The organism is Corynebacterium aquilae DSM 44791, from assembly GCF_001941445.1.
GTDB classification, from domain to species: domain Bacteria; phylum Actinomycetota; class Actinomycetes; order Mycobacteriales; family Mycobacteriaceae; genus Corynebacterium; species Corynebacterium aquilae.
This window is the reverse complement of record NZ_CP009245.1, coordinates 2,048,031-2,062,541: the sequence shown is the minus strand read 5'-3', so window position 1 is coordinate 2,062,541 and position 14,511 is coordinate 2,048,031. Positions and strand designations below refer to the sequence as shown.

Sequence of the window (14,511 nt, the reverse complement as noted above, 5' to 3'; positions counted from 1 at the left end):
TAACCCCCAGCGCCTAAAAACACAGGCGGGGTGAGCCACCACGTGTTGCACTCACCCCGCCTATAGCGGCCACTAGCGGCTGCGCTGCTGGCCCGGGCCACCAGGCATCATGTGCCCACCACTGGACTGGCCGGCCACAACCGTCGTCGACACCGTATCCCCACCCTGATCCACCTCCACGGTATACGACGCGCCAGCAACCATCCCCGAAGCGCTGACCTGCACGTGCGCAAAACTCTTTTGGGCCGTACCCGTGGCCAGCACCGTGCCGGAAGAATCCAGCACCCGCACCACCGCCCCCGCAGCACCCGAGGCGCTCGCACTAATCCAACCCTGAGCAGACCCATCGGACGGATCCGCCACCATGCCCTCGGAACCCAACGCAAACAACTGACCACCAGAAATCGTCAACGCCGAATCGTAATCAAGCGCACCATTGCCGTTATTTTCCGGACCATTCACCACCAGGCTGCCACCGGAAAGCTCAATGGAACCGTTCGCATCAACACCATCCCCACCAGCATCGACCGTGTGGGAACCACCAGAAATCCACACCCCCACCTGCGCGGACGCATCATCACTTGCGGACGCATTCCACCCATCATCAGAGGCCGTCACAAAAGAGGTGCCACCAGTGGCGTAAATCTGCGGTGCCTCCAGCCCCTCATAGCTATCCGACACCGTCACCTCACCATCGTCGATGACCAGAGCCCCATCGGCATGAATACCATCATCGCCGGCGGCGATATCCAGCTTGCCGCCACTAACCCGCACCCCATGGGCGGCATGAATACCGTCATCACTAGCGTCAATCGACACACTCGCCCCACCCAACAGCACATCATGCTCAGCCGAAAATCCCTTCGACTTCGACTCATCCGAATCCCCGCTCGAATCGGACTCGAGCGACTGTTCCTGGGGGTTCGCCGGGGCCTGGTCCTGGACTTGCTTGTGACCCTGTGCCTGCGGCGCAGCGGACCCATCCGGTACTTGTTCACCTTCTACAGGCCGGTGCCCAAAACCCTCCGGCGGCTCCGGCGGGCGCACATCACCTGCCGGCCCATCCCCAAACTCATCTAACGGCCCACCCGGAACACCGCCTGCCGGTGGCTGATTCTGCTCCTGGTGTGCCGCCGCATTGCTATGGCCCCCACCAGCAACGATAGCTATCTCGCCACCAGTTGCCACCACATTGTCAGCCACCACACCATCATCGCCCACCGTCAACGACACCTTTCCACCAGTGATCGCCACCCACGTCCCCGCCTCAGAATCATCTTTGTCCGAAGATGCCTTCACCCCATCCTGCTGCGCCGACACAGTCACCTCACCACTGGCCACCAACACGCTGGCATCACTAGACAAACCATCATCATCGGCAGTCACCACAATCGACGGGCCATCGACCAACACCTGGCCTGCGGCATGAACCCCATCTTTTGCGCCAAGAAGCTTCACCGCACCATCACCGGTCAACGCCACCGCCGCTTCAGAAGACACCGCATGCGAGCCCCCTGAGGCAAAAGAATTGCCTTCACCACGTGCCACCACAGTCACCACCCCATCGGCCTGCAGCGCAGCCGCATCCAACTGTTGCGAACCAACGCTTGCACCATCAACGATCAACACAACCGGATCTTTGGTACTCACCCGCACGCCGGCCGGATACGCACCACTCAACCGGTAGGTACCACCCTCGGAAATCACTACCTGTTCAGCAGAAGCTGGAAGCTCACGCACGTCCTCACTAGCCGCAGGAAAATCCTGCGCCGCAACATCCACATCGGACACCACCCCCACCGCATCGCTATGGGAGGCTACGCCAGAAGAGCTACTAGCAGACGCAGCTGGTACCGATACCACCGCGCTGCTGACCTTTTCGGACTCACACCCTGCAACACCTATCGCCAACACAACGGCGATACCAGCGGCAGCGGCGCGGTGAGAAAAACTACGACGAGAAGACAAAGAAAACATGACAAAACCTTTCACGCCGGTCCCAGTCACAGGACACGGCACAATGGACTCGCCGAGAAATGCACAACAGGCACCTCGGCTAGGAAAAGAAGAAAAACAAACAAACAGCTTTTGGCTGTGAACTACACCGCGACTAGCCCCAACAGGCCCTTTCCACGGCGCCAACGATTACTTGGTGCCCCAGGATTGAGCGCGCACATCCCCACCCCAAATTTCGACAAGCGGACATCGCGAAACCCCGCACGCCACAACGCCACATCGGCAGCACCGGGCTTTGAGCCAGACTTGGTCTCCACCACCACGGCATCAGGAGCGCACACAGCACCATGCGCATCAGCAAAAGACACACCAGCATCAATCGTCATGCGCTGCTGGCCGTCGCCCACCAGCAATGTTGCGCGGTGGTAGCCGCCCCACAACACAGCCGATAACTCATCGGCCACTATCAACTCGCACCGGCGCACCTCATCTGTGACCCACGCCGAGGCAGCATCATCGAGGTCGCCGAGGGAAAACCCGGCACCAACTGCGGGGAAATCCACCGCGCACGGCACACGAGATTTCGCCGTAACCCCACGCACGCCGCGAAGTTTCACCTCAGCAAAACACGCCGAAGAGTTGGCATAGTGCCGCAGGCGCACCTTCATTCGGCGCCGCCGAGCAGTGCTCGCCTGCCGAAATAACACGCCATCTGGGGTGTCGAAGTAGCAGGACTCATAGGGCTGCACTCGACAACCATCAACATCCAACACTCGCACCCCAACGGCGCGATCCACGGCGGCAACTATGTCCGCGACGCTGGCTGCAGGAAGGACATATTTGCGATCCACCCGTGTTTGCAAACGCGCGCAAGCATTCATGCCTGCAAGATCGACCTGGTCGAAACCGTTAACGCTCTCTGCTATGACCGCACAGGCAGAGCCCGGGGCCTGGAGTAGCGCGCTCATGCGCGTGCAGAAACAGCCGGGCGCAGCCGCGCATGCGAACCGCGTGCAACACCGGTATCCGACACCAACGCCACAATGTGGGTGAGATCATTGACCTGATCAAGTTTGGTGATCTGTACCGAACTCACCGGTTGACCAAGCGCCATCTCGGCGCGGCGGGCAAGTTCGCTGTCATCACCGATGGCTTCGTCGACAACCAAGGTGATGGGGTGCGTGGTGGGAAGAACGCGGGAGGAGTCAAGGACTGCGATGACCGCCACCACGGCGGTACACAGCACACAGGCCAGCAGCGGGGTGGGGGATAGTCCCGCACAAAGAGCTACGGCCAGTGCTGCGAAATAGTAGGCGACGTCGCGTTGGGAAATTTCGGTAGAGCGCAACCTGATGATGGAGAGGACTCCGAAAAGTCCTAACCCCACCCCGGTGCCGACCGTATCGGAGGACAATACGTGGGTGACGGCAAAGACGCCGACGTTTACTGTTGCCAGGGCGACAGCAAGATCGCCACGCTTGTGGCGGGGGAGATAACATCCGCCGATGAGGGCCGCGATGGCGGCCGCGTCGATGGCGGGAACAAGGAGGTCAGAGGGAACCATTTAAGGGGCCTCGGGCTTTCATATCATTCGCCCACCGGGCAGGTACTGCCAGTCCACATGATGTGGGGTTGATGTTTGGTTAACGGTGGGTGGATGGTGCCGGAAATGTCTCGGGAGCCGGCCTCACGCCGCCCCCAGGATCTCACCCTTGGTGGGTGTTTTGCGCTGGGATTGCTGCGGCGCTTGAGAACTATTCTGTAGAGCTTTGCTGGGAGAAAGCGGTCGAAAATTGACGGTGTTTCCTGGTGGTTTTCTGCGGTTTTGCCGGCAATGATGGGATTTTGTCCGGCGTTGCAAGCATTTTTTGAACTTTCGGGGTTTGTGCTGGCAAAAAGCCGATAGCCTATTGGCTATGTGTAGCGATAACGTGCCTCCCACGCAGCCGTCTGCTATTCCTGCCGGGCGTAGCTTTGAGGATTTCTCCGTAGGAGATGTCTTTGTGCATCCTTTGGGCAGAACTATTACCCAGGCCGACAACATCTGGTCGAGTCTGATCGCCCAAAATCAAGGCCCACTCCACATCAACGCGCATTACAGTGCGGGCACGGCCTGGGGCAGGCCCCTGGTTGATTCCACTTTCACTCTGGCCGTGATCACCGGGCAATCAGTGGGCGACTTATCGCTGCGGATCAAGGCGAATTTGGGCTGGGATCGGGTGCGGTGCCCCAACCCACTGTTTGAGGGAGACACGCTCTATTCCCGCAGCGAGGTGCTCCAGGTACGCCCGTCGGCATCCCACCCAGATGCCGGAATCGTGCGGGTCCGAACCATGGGCTATCGGCAAGATGGCACGGTGGTGATGACCTGTGAGCGCACCCTGTTGGTATTTAAGCGTGGGTGCGGGCCTGCCGGGGCGGAAGCGGTGCAACCGGTGATTGATGAGCGCACTGCGCGCGCGATCGAGGGCCAGTAAGAGCTGTATCAGGGACCTGTGTGGTGGGGAGGACATAAAAATGCCTCTGGGGCACCTTCGGTGTGAAGGTGCCCCAGAGGCATTTGGTGGTTAAGGCGTGGGTTATGCCTTGGTCGGGTCGGAGAGGTTGTATTCCTCAGCGGCCTTCTGGACGGCATCCAGGTCGAACTTGCCTTCGCGTGCCAGGCCGGCCAGTGCTGCAACGACGACGGATTCTGCGTCGGTGTTGAAGAAGCGGCGGGCGGCCGGGCGGGTATCGGAGAAGCCGAAGCCGTCGGTGCCGAGGGTGGTGTAGTCGCCCGGAACCCACTTGCGGATCATTTCCGGCAGGTCGGTGGCGAAGTCGCTGACGGCGACGAACGGGCCGGTTGCGCCGTCGAGCTGCTTGGCGAGGAAGGGCTGCTCGACCTTTTCGGCCGGGTTGCGCAGCTGTTCCTTGTCGCGTGCCTGGCCGTCGCGGGCGAGCTCGGACCAGGAGGTGACGGAGTAGATGTTGGCCTTGACGCCGTACTGCTCGTCGAGCATCTCGGCGGCCTTCAGGGCTGCCTGCATGCCGATGCCGGATGCCATGAGGTTGACGACCTTGTCGCCGCCTTCGGCTGCCTGGTACAGGTAGATGCCCTTGTGCAGGCCTTCTACGTCGAGGTTTTCCGGCTCCGCGGGCTGCGGGGTGGGCTCGTTGTAGATGGTCAGGTAGTAGATGACGTCTTCGCCGCGGCCTTCGCCGTACATGCGGTCGATGCCCTCGCGGACGAGGTGGGCGATTTCGTAGGCGAATGCCGGGTCGTAGGAGACGACACCGGGGTTGGTGGCGGCCAGGATGGGGGAGTGGCCGTCCATGTGCTGCAGGCCTTCACCGGTGAGGGTGGTGCGGCCGGCGGTGGCGCCGAGCAGGAAGCCGCGGGCCATTTGGTCGGCGGCGGCCCAGACGGAGTCGCCGGTGCGCTGGAAGCCGAACATCGAGTAGAAGATGTACAGCGGGATCATGGCTTCGCCGTGGGTGGCGTAGGAGGTGCCGGCGGCGATGAATTCGCCCATGGAGCCGGCCTCGTTGATGCCTTCGTGCATGATCTGGCCGTCGATTGCTTCGCGGTAGGACAGCATCAGGTCGTGGTCGACCGGGATGTAGTTCTGGCCGTGCGGGTTGTAGATCTTCAGGGTGGGGAACCAGGAGTCCATGCCGAAGGTGCGGGCTTCGTCGGGAATGATCGGGACGAAACGCTCGCCGAGTTCCTTGTTGCGCATGAGCTCTTTGAAGGTACGCACCACGGCCATGGTGGTGGCGACTTCCTGCTTGCCGGAGCCCTTGCGCAGGATCTTGAGGTCTTCCAGGGCGGGCACGGGCAGCGGCTTGTAGGTGTCGCGGCGCTCGGGGAGGTATCCGCCGAGTTCTTTGCGACGCTCAAGCATGTACTTGATTTCCTCGGAGTCCTTGCCGGGGTTGTAGTACGGCGGCAGGTAGGGGTCCTTTTCGAGGACTTCGTCGGAGATCGGGATCTGCTGCTTGTCGCGGAACAGCTTCAGATCGTCGAGGGTGAGCTTCTTCATCTGGTGGGTCGCGTTGCGGCCCTCGAAGTTGTGGCCGAGGCCGTAGCCCTTGATGGTGTGGGCCAGGATGACGGTGGGACGATCCTTGGTTTCCATGGCGCGCTTGTAGGCGGCGTAGATCTTGCGGTAGTCGTGGCCACCGCGCGGCAGGCGCCAGATCTCTTCGTCGGTCATGTCTTCCACGAGCTTCGCGGTGCGCGGGTCGCGGTTGAAGAAGTGCTCGCGGACGTAGGCGCCGTCGTTGGCTTTGAAGGTCTGGAAGTCGCCGTCGGTGGTCTTGTTCATCAGGTCAACGAGGGCACCCTCTTTGTCCTTTTCGAACAGTTCGTCCCATTCGCGTCCCCACACGACCTTGATGACGGACCAGCCGGCACCACGGAAGAAGGATTCGAGCTCCTGGATGATCTTGGTGTTACCGCGCACCGGGCCGTCGAGGCGCTGCAGGTTGCAGTTGACGACGAAGGTGAGGTTGTCGAGGTTGTTCACGGCTGCCTGCTGGATGAGGCCGCGGGATTCCGGCTCGTCCATTTCGCCGTCGCCGAGGAAGGCCCACACGTGCTGCTGGGAGGTGTCTTTGATGCCGCGGTTGTGCAGGTAGCGGTTGAAGCGCGCCTGGTAGATGGCGTCCATCGGGCCCAGGCCCATGGACACTGTCGGGAACTCCCAGAAGTCGGGCATGCACTTGGGGTGCGGGTAGGAGGGCATACCACCCTGTTCGCGGGAGACTTCCTGGCGGAAGCCGTCGAGGTCGTCTTCGCTGAGGCGGCCTTCGAGGAAGGCGCGGGCGTACATGCCGGGGGAGGCGTGACCCTGGAAGAAGATCTGGTCGCCGCCGCCCGGGTGATCCTTGCCGCGGAAGAAGTGGTTCATGCCGACTTCGTACAGCGGTGCGGAGGATGCGTAGGTGGAGATGTGGCCGCCGACGCCGATGCCGGGGCGCTGCGCGCGGTGCACCATGATGGCTGCGTTCCAGCGGATCCACTTGCGGTAGCGCTTCTCGATGGCCTCGTCACCGGGGAAGTCCGGTTCCATGGAGGTCGGAATGGTGTTGACGTAGTCGGTGCTGGTCAACGGCGGCAGCGGGACGCGCTTGGCGGTGGCGCGCTCAAGCAGGCGCAGCATGAGGAAGCGTGCGCGCTCGAGATCGGAGCGGTCCAGTAGTCCGTCCAGGGACTCCAGCCACTCGCGGGTCTCCTCCGGGTCGGAGTCATTCAGGTAAGAAGCAACGCCGTCACGAATGAGGGCAAAGTTGCTGTCATCCTGGGGGTTGCGGGGCTCGGTGTCGGCCATGGGCAGATCCTCCTAGTAGGTAAAAACATTGTGTGTCGTTGCACCTGCGCATCAACAAAATTTCGTTGAGTTCCCGGCATGGAACCGCCTCGTGGCGGGCCCAAACACGGGTGTGATGTCACAGCGCAGCCACGTGCCGAAAAACCACGCACCCCTGTTGTTTGTCGTCCCCCTCGTAAAAAACAGGGGTGCTAGGAGAAAGCGTGTGTCGGCACGTGGTGGTCACAGCGTCACGTCACAGACTTTTGTCGGCACACATGTGCCGCACTTTATGCGCGATGATACGCGCCAAGATAGCCGTCACGACGGCAGATCCCGCACGACCGGCCACGATGGCTGCGGCTGCGGCCATCGGGGATGGGTGGGGGAGTCGGTTTTTTACTCATTCCAACTCCCGTGGGCTGCGTCGTGGGTGGGATTGACCAGCACGAAACATCGACGCTGTGATCCCAGGATGTGGGATTTACGCGGTGTCGATGCTGCGCGCTACGTGTGCACGTCCTGTCTAACTCTAATGGGGGTAAGCCAGTTTCCTATAGTCAGGCTTATCTATGCAGGTAGAGGCTGTGCAGTCGGCCTGCTGCCGGGATGTGTTTTACCCCCGGGCGTATGCGTTGTCTTTGCTGTGTGCGGGTAGGGGAGAAAGGTGGGTTGCCCTGCGGTGTCGCCGGGTGTGGGGCGAAAAATGTTTGTTGACCTGGCCACGTGTTGCTGAATGTGGGCAGGGGTTCAGGGTAGGGTGTGAAAAGTAAACATGCTGTGTGAAGTGAATATGTATCATGCAGCTTTTTCTTTTTACTTTCACCACCGTTTGACGGTGACACCCAAGGAGGAACAAACACTGTGGCTGACGCTTCGCGCGCAGGCATGATCGCCGCCCAAGATTACGCAGGCCTGATGGGCATCAAAGCCGAGGATCTGGTTCAGGAAGTGGGCTGGGACGAAGACTGCGATACGGCTATCAGTGAGGCCATTGAGGATGTCATCGGCGATGCGCTTCTCGACGAGGACACCGACGAGATGGTCGATGTGGTGTTGCTGTGGTGGCGCAAGGAAGATGGCGACCCCACCGATGGTCTGGTCGATTCTTTGCGCTCCCTGAGCGACGATGGTCGCGTCTGGCTGGTGTCTCCGGGGGCTGGCAAGCCGGGTTCGATCGATCCGGGCGTTATCCAGGAGGCCGCGCAGACCGCCGGCATGGTGCAGACCACCTCTGAGCGTCTCGGCGATTGGCAGGGGGCCTGCATGGTCAAAGGTGGCGGCCGCTAGCAGCCACGGTGGCGCTCAGTGCGCCTACTAGCTTGGGATATGGCGCCGCGGCTGCGGCGTGCTAAGATATCTCCTCGTTGCTTAAACTGCTGCGTCGACTCCCGTCGACTGTGCGGTTTATCGCGCGCCTTTAGCTCAGCTGGAAGAGCAGCTGGTTTACACCCAGCAGGTCGGCGGTTCGAACCCGTCAGGGCGCACAAAGTCAAAGCCATTTTTCACGAAACGTGAGAAGTGGCTTTTTCCAATCCCACGACAATCCCACGTCAGGGTTAGGGGGTTAAGCCCCAAGAAGCGGGCGCGGGCATGTTTGCTGCTGTGGTGGGTGCGCATGGGCATGCTGTGGCGTCGGAGGCCATGCGTGCGGGGGACGTGTTGTGTGATGCGTGCGGGTGCCGGGGCCTAAGGCCTGCGCCTTCTGCCTGATGCTGGCGTCGCGTGGCGCGGTGTACTCCGCCAGCACGGTCGGCGCAAAGGAAAAGGTCAACTCTTCTCCGAGGCGCAGCGGTATCACGGCCACTGTGATTGTCAGGCGCGTTTGGTGCGCCCTGGTGAGGACCTACCGGAAATTAACCAGGTGCTGCAGGACGAGTGGAACGCGGTGATGCGTGGCGCGCCGGGCAACGTCGATAAGGCGGAGTTGTGGTGCGCGCACGTGCGTTTGACTCACCCGAATGGTGAGCGTGATTTGCCGGAGGGTGTGGATTTGTCCCAGGCCCCGGCGATGGCGCTGAAGGAGCTTGAGGTGCGCCGGGCGTCGGCTGGTGGGGGAGGTAAGCCCCCGAAGTCGCCGATGCCGCCCACAGGTGGTGGCGGCCAAAGTGAGCCGAGCGAAGAAGAACCCCGTAAAGCCTTCGGTCCATCTCCTGGGGCGAGGGCTTGGCCGGATCCTATCGACGCGGAAGGCGCGCGGTTCGATTCATCCTCCATGGGCCATTGGCTTCCAGCAGACGCGGTGTATGTTGGGCCAACTGGTGTTTCGCAATAGGTGAAACCCGCAGATCCGCCTCCCACGCGTGCCAAGCTTCTCTCAATGGGGCTTGTCCGAAATAGGTTTACCCATCCTGGCGAAGTTGACTTAGCGAGCGATCAGCTGCGCAGCAAGACTAAAACGACCCGAACGTGAATGAGGCTCACCGGATCAATGCTGAGCAGCATCAAATGAAGCAGCTGCTAAAACTGGGCGTGACTGAGGTGCTTAAGCTGGGGGCCGGAAGGGAGTACGGAAAACCCTGGACGTTATCGCTGATGGCGTGGTTGTTGAGCTGAAGACTCCCAAAGGGAACTCGCCTCGATCGTTCCGGCGTACGATGCGTGAAGGACCGCAGCTGGCGCGAGTCGTTTACGTCAGCTTGCACGGGAAAGACCGTGTCAATGACTGTCACGTGCAGAAAGCGTTAGCTCAGTTCGCCATGGATTTCGAGGGGCTCTTTGATTGGGTAATTGTTGGTGGTTCGGACGGACAGATTTACTACTCTGATGGAGGTGGTGTCGGGTGAGCAATAGTTTTGCGCTTGATTCTCAAGAGCTGTTGGAGAACGGTCAGGTCAAGACGGTGCTTGACGCCTGCCCACTTCTGGCTCCTATAGAGACGTCGGTTTTTTCGTTCGGCGACTCCATCGTGGAGGTTGAAGACGGCCGCCGATCGGTTTCCCTGAACATCAACATTCTGGGTCAGTCGCCGAAAGATCCTGGCGCGTACGTGCACGTTAAAAGTCTTTATGACTGGTTGTGTGCTGCCACTCCTTTCGATTGGGAGTTGTTCACGGCCTATGAATCCGAGGAGACGCCGAACAGGTACCGTCCGACTGAGCGTTTTCCTGAACCCGACCTTCCCTTTGACGACGAGACGGACATCTATGTGATTGACCAAACCGCGATGTCAGTCTCTTGAGAGCCAGCTTTTAAACCCACCCTCACTACGGGGGTGGGTTTGTGCTTCACAGCCCAGACCGTGGGTTTGTGCAGGTTCGAGTCCTTGTGAAGCAGCTAACCCCCACAACTGTGGGGTTTTCTTTATGCCCTTTGACCATTGTTTTCCAGTCATCCCAGGAGGATGAGCCATGGATACCACCACCGACAGCACCCCCACCCCGGACGAGGTGGCCGCAAAAACTACCGACTCGGCCCCGGCCGGCACTCGGGGCGACAAGCCCCAGATGAGCGTGGAGGACTACCAGCGTGAGCTGGAAAACGTCCGCCGCGAAGCCGCAAAGTACCGCGCGGGGCGCAACTAGCTTCGGCAGGTCGCCAAACAGGCCAAAACCGTCGCCAAGGAAAAGCTGACCGCAAAGCGGCGGTGGGCCGTCCTGGAACCGGAATCGGCTGAAGTGTGATGGTTTAAAGACTGGCGGGGGCCAGGTGCGGTGGCCGGATGAAAGTCTGACGGTTGCCGCCCACTAGGCCGTCGAAATCAACCTCGGTTGACACCCAGCGGGTCGGCGGTTCGAACCCCATCAGGGCTGACCTTAGATGTCTGCGCTGGCCGGGTGCACTTAGATGAGGGGCTGTGCGTGAAAGTGTGTGTTCGTGGGGTGAGTCTGCATTGGTGGCGCGGTACGTATGGGGCGTATTGCTTGCGGGGCCGGTTGGGGGATTAGGGGAGTTGCAGGTGCAGGAGGGCGTGGGTTTTTGGTTGTGAGGGGGTGGGTTTCGTGGTGGTGGGCTGGTTTTGTGTGGGGTTGAGCTGGCGGGCGGATATGATCTCCGACACTTATTGGGGTCTTTTTGTTATGTGGTGTGATTGTTGCAGGTTTCCTATTTGTGCTGGCTGGTGGCGGTGAGCCGATACCGCCAGGGGTATTCAATAAGGATTCGCAATTCCATATATAGCTACTTAGCAGTAGATATAGGGATTTATGTTGAGTAGGCTAAGAGTCAAAGGTAATTACCTAATAATCCATGCGGGGTTGCACACCCATTGGGCACGCAACCAGCGCCACATCCCTCATCTTGCGTTCCGGCGAATAGACAGTGAACCCCTAACTGACTTACCGGTTTCCTGCCAGATAATCCCCAGAAAGGGCTCATAGGTTAAACGTCATGAACACCTCCAGCACTCACACCAACCGTCGCCACGCCACCATCATCGACTTCAACGATGACACCAAGGTGGCCAACCGTCACCGTCGTCCGGCACTGGGCGGACGTGGCAGCCGTCGCAACCCAGAAGACCTGTTCTATCGGGTCAACAAGTACAACGACCCCTATTGTCAGAGCGAATTAACCTCACTGTATGAGGATGAAAGGCTCGCCGGATAGAGCGCAGGCAACGCCCGCCTGTGAAGGCACCAACTTGATCTAGGTGGGCAAAGCGCGACAAGGGGCTTGACCTGGCCGAAGTTTTTCTCGGCCAGGCCAAGCCCTTTTTGGTGTCCTTTGTTGTGTGCACGCGGCAGATGCGTACTTACGTGGCTGATGCTTAGGAACCCTCGCCGTTTGTCGCCTCATCGGCTGCCGGCTGTGGGTCACCGCCTTGGTCATCGTGCTGCTGATCTGACTGGTCTTGTGGCGAGTCCTGCGCCGGCTCCTGCTCAGCTGCCTCGGCGGGCGGCTGCGCTGGCTGTTCCTGCCCCTCCTCCTTAGGCTGGGGCTCGGCTGCGGGGGTCTGCTTCATCGAGCAACGGCTCATCTGCTCCCCGGATATAAACGCCGCCACCGTGTGCTGATCGAAGGTAAATAGCTCGGACTGCTGGTTGGGAATCACCAACGCCACCCGCCCCTGGTCGGGGGATAGGGTGTAGAAATCACCCACGATGGTCAGGTTCTGAGTGCCCTTTTTCAAATAATTCGCCCGCTGCTGCGCATCCTGGACGATCAACCGGCGCACCGCCGGATTCTGCTGATCCTGGGCGGTGGATTCATCCGTCGGTGAGCCTGCGATCTCTACTACGGTGGCGGTGAAGTCGGCGGGCAAAAAATCGTTGAGATAAAACGTCACTTGCGGGCCTTTGGAAAAAGACTCATCCAGCGCCACAAAATTAACCGGCCCCCGGTCGATCGGCTGCTGCACCGTCCCGTCGGAATTCACCGCGAAATGCTGGCACTCAATCTTGCGGGCCGAGGTCGGCAGCTCCACATCAGAATTGGGGCCAACTACCTGCGAATCGGCGCGCTCTGCGGCGAGGTCATCGACGGAAACAGACGTCATCGGCGCCAGCACCGCTGCCGCGCTGCTGGTGGCTGCCGACTCGGTGGCCTGTTCGGAACACCCCGCCACCAGCGCGCACGCAGCCACAACGCCACAGGCGACTACCGCAGTCTTGCTTGAGCGAAACACAACGACTCCACGAACCCTGCCCACCACAACGGGGGCTAATATCAACCGCACCACCACCCAAGCCGCTTGCATCCGCATACCGGATCAACGCGACTAAAGCTGGTGATGCACCTACTTTTCACAGCCCACTCTAATATCAACCTCAGGTAAACCCCTATCTGTCGCGCTGAAAACAACCCACCACCCCCTAAACCACCCCCGCGGCATGGCGCCCGCCCGCTGGTTGCTGCCCCGTCTTCGTCATGACCGCGCCACCGGTGCGCACCAACACACCACCAGCTCATTGTCAGCACACGGGTGGACATAGTGGTGGCAAACACCCCCAGCCAAGCTGCCTGCCACAGCTAAAAAAGGGCACTAGAATCGGTGAACATGTACCTGGAAGTCCCACCGCTGAGCCCCATCAATTCCCCCTTTGAAATCATCGTGGGTGACGCCGAACCCGGGACAACGGTGCGGATCGCTGTGGCCACCACCGACCACGCCGGCCAAACATTCACCGGCGAGCATGACTTCACCGTCGGCGCGGACGGCACCGTCAGCACCACCCACACCCTGCCACTGAGCGCCGAATGGACCCCGCCGAGCGCCGCCGGAATCCTGTGGACCATGACCGGCGACGGCAACGAATTCACCCTCCGGGACACCACCCCCATCACCTTCACCGTCACCGTCCGCACCAGCGGGCAGCCCGGGCTCCAGGCCAAAGCCCAGCGCCACTTCCCCCGCGGCATCCACGCCCTCGACAACGCGCCCGCCAGCCTCGGCGGCGGTACCGTCTACCTGCCCGATGGGGACGCCAAGCACCCCGCAGTCCTGCTCATCGGTGATGCCACCGGCACCGCCTGCAACGCCGCCGCAGCAGAACTCGCCGGCGAAGGCTTCGTCGCCATCGCCGCCAACTGGGTGCCCGCCGACAACACCCCACGCAACCTCAGCAACATCAGCAAACACCTGCGCGGACTCACCCGACTACCCGGCATCGACACCACCTTGCCGCTAGGCATCATCGGGGTGGGGCGCGGCGCCGAACTCGCCCTGATGATCGCCAGCACCCTCAACCACACCGGCCCAGTCGTCGCCCACAGCCCCAGCGACGTGCGCACCCAACAGCCCAGCCGCAAAGGCTCCCACCCCACCTGGATCGCCGACGACGACCAGCCAGAAACCCAACCCCACTTCGACACCACCGCCCTAACCGCCCCCGGCATCAAAGACGCCGGCTCCGACTGGCGGGCCTTCATCCAACCCGCGCTGAAAGGAAAACCCTGGCAACTAGGGGAGTACTACCACTCGGCCCGCGCCCACGACGACGTCACCGCCGCCCGCATCAAAGTCGAAAACATCAGCTGCCCACTGCTGCTCACCGCCGGCGACGAAGACCCCGTCTGGCACTCCCACTCCTCCCAAGACCGCATCGTCGAAAAACTCCGCGGACTCAACGACAACGTCTTCGCCGTCGACTACCACAACGCCGGCTACGGAGTCGGCTACCCCATGACCTTCACCGGGATCCCCCACACCAAAACCGCCAGCCTCTACGGCCACCGCGTCCTCGTCGGCGGCACCCCCGCCGGGCGCGGCAAAGCCGCCATCTCCAGCCGCACCAACACCCTCAGCTTCCTGCGCAGCGCCTTCGACGCCCTCCGCGAACCCACCCCCACCCCAACCAACCCACACAGCACGGACTAACCC

General features: G+C 61.0%; 13 protein-coding genes and 1 tRNA gene. 9 read left to right on the top strand and 5 right to left on the bottom strand.

The window, feature by feature from the left end:
* Positions 1–72: 72 nt before the first annotated feature.
* The 3 genes from CAQU_RS08675 to CAQU_RS08665 form a co-directional block, all read right to left on the bottom strand.
* Complete coding sequence (locus CAQU_RS08675) at positions 73–1,977, bottom strand: carbohydrate-binding domain-containing protein (RefSeq protein ID WP_084562952.1); 1,905 nt, start codon at positions 1,975–1,977, stop codon at positions 73–75.
* Positions 1,978–2,099: 122 nt separating this feature from the next.
* Positions 2,100–2,837 carry a VTC domain-containing protein gene (locus tag CAQU_RS08670; RefSeq protein WP_281247957.1) on the bottom strand — a complete coding sequence of 246 codons (738 nt, stop codon included), beginning with the start codon at positions 2,835–2,837 and terminating at the stop codon, positions 2,100–2,102.
* An 83-nt stretch (positions 2,838–2,920) separates the two neighbouring features.
* Positions 2,921–3,520, bottom strand: a complete 600-nt coding sequence (locus tag CAQU_RS08665) for a DUF4956 domain-containing protein (RefSeq protein WP_075726956.1) — start codon at positions 3,518–3,520, stop codon at positions 2,921–2,923.
* A gap of 352 nt (positions 3,521–3,872) precedes the next feature.
* Here CAQU_RS08665 and CAQU_RS08660 point away from each other — a divergent pair, with 352 nt between their 5' ends.
* Complete coding sequence (locus tag CAQU_RS08660; protein WP_075726954.1) at positions 3,873–4,433, top strand: MaoC family dehydratase; 561 nt, start codon at positions 3,873–3,875, stop codon at positions 4,431–4,433.
* 102 nt (positions 4,434–4,535) lie between these two features.
* Here CAQU_RS08660 and aceE read toward each other — a convergent pair whose 3' ends face one another.
* Complete coding sequence (gene aceE, locus CAQU_RS08655) at positions 4,536–7,271, bottom strand: pyruvate dehydrogenase (acetyl-transferring), homodimeric type (RefSeq protein WP_075726952.1); 2,736 nt, start codon at positions 7,269–7,271, stop codon at positions 4,536–4,538.
* An 867-nt stretch (positions 7,272–8,138) separates the two neighbouring features.
* On the opposite strand from aceE, the gene CAQU_RS08650 reads away from it, so the two are divergent.
* The 7 genes from CAQU_RS08650 to CAQU_RS08625 all read left to right on the top strand — a co-directional run bounded on the left by CAQU_RS08650 (position 8,139) and on the right by CAQU_RS08625 (position 11,798).
* Positions 8,139–8,540: a DUF3052 domain-containing protein gene (locus tag CAQU_RS08650; RefSeq protein ID WP_075728608.1), complete on the top strand. Its 402-nt coding sequence runs from the start codon at positions 8,139–8,141 to the stop codon at positions 8,538–8,540.
* Between the two features lie 124 nt (positions 8,541–8,664).
* Positions 8,665–8,737 (top strand) — tRNA-Val (locus tag CAQU_RS08645).
* 225 nt (positions 8,738–8,962) lie between these two features.
* Positions 8,963–9,142, top strand: a complete 180-nt coding sequence (locus tag CAQU_RS13335; protein ID WP_483862389.1) for a hypothetical protein — start codon at positions 8,963–8,965, stop codon at positions 9,140–9,142.
* Positions 9,079–9,525 carry a hypothetical protein gene (locus CAQU_RS08640; RefSeq protein WP_075726949.1) on the top strand — a complete coding sequence of 149 codons (447 nt, stop codon included), beginning with the start codon at positions 9,079–9,081 and terminating at the stop codon, positions 9,523–9,525. The genes CAQU_RS13335 and CAQU_RS08640 overlap by 64 nt, the downstream gene beginning before the upstream one ends.
* 507 nt (positions 9,526–10,032) lie before the next feature.
* Positions 10,033–10,431, top strand: a complete 399-nt coding sequence (locus CAQU_RS08630; protein WP_075726946.1) for a hypothetical protein — start codon at positions 10,033–10,035, stop codon at positions 10,429–10,431.
* Positions 10,432–10,600: 169 nt separating this feature from the next.
* On the top strand, positions 10,601–10,774 hold the full coding sequence (locus CAQU_RS12670; RefSeq protein WP_157108963.1) for a hypothetical protein: 174 nt from the start codon (positions 10,601–10,603) through the stop codon (positions 10,772–10,774).
* Between the two features lie 805 nt (positions 10,775–11,579).
* On the top strand, positions 11,580–11,798 hold the full coding sequence (locus tag CAQU_RS08625) for a hypothetical protein (RefSeq protein WP_075726944.1): 219 nt from the start codon (positions 11,580–11,582) through the stop codon (positions 11,796–11,798).
* Between the two features lie 160 nt (positions 11,799–11,958).
* On the opposite strand, the gene CAQU_RS08620 is transcribed toward CAQU_RS08625, so the two are convergent.
* Positions 11,959–12,816, bottom strand: a complete 858-nt coding sequence (locus CAQU_RS08620) for a hypothetical protein (protein WP_157108962.1) — start codon at positions 12,814–12,816, stop codon at positions 11,959–11,961.
* A 372-nt stretch (positions 12,817–13,188) separates the two neighbouring features.
* Between CAQU_RS08620 and CAQU_RS08615 the strand changes: the two genes are divergently transcribed.
* Positions 13,189–14,508, top strand: coding sequence for an acyl-CoA thioester hydrolase/BAAT C-terminal domain-containing protein (locus CAQU_RS08615; RefSeq protein ID WP_157108961.1), 1,320 nt, complete (start codon positions 13,189–13,191; stop codon positions 14,506–14,508).
* Positions 14,509–14,511 lie beyond the last annotated feature (3 nt).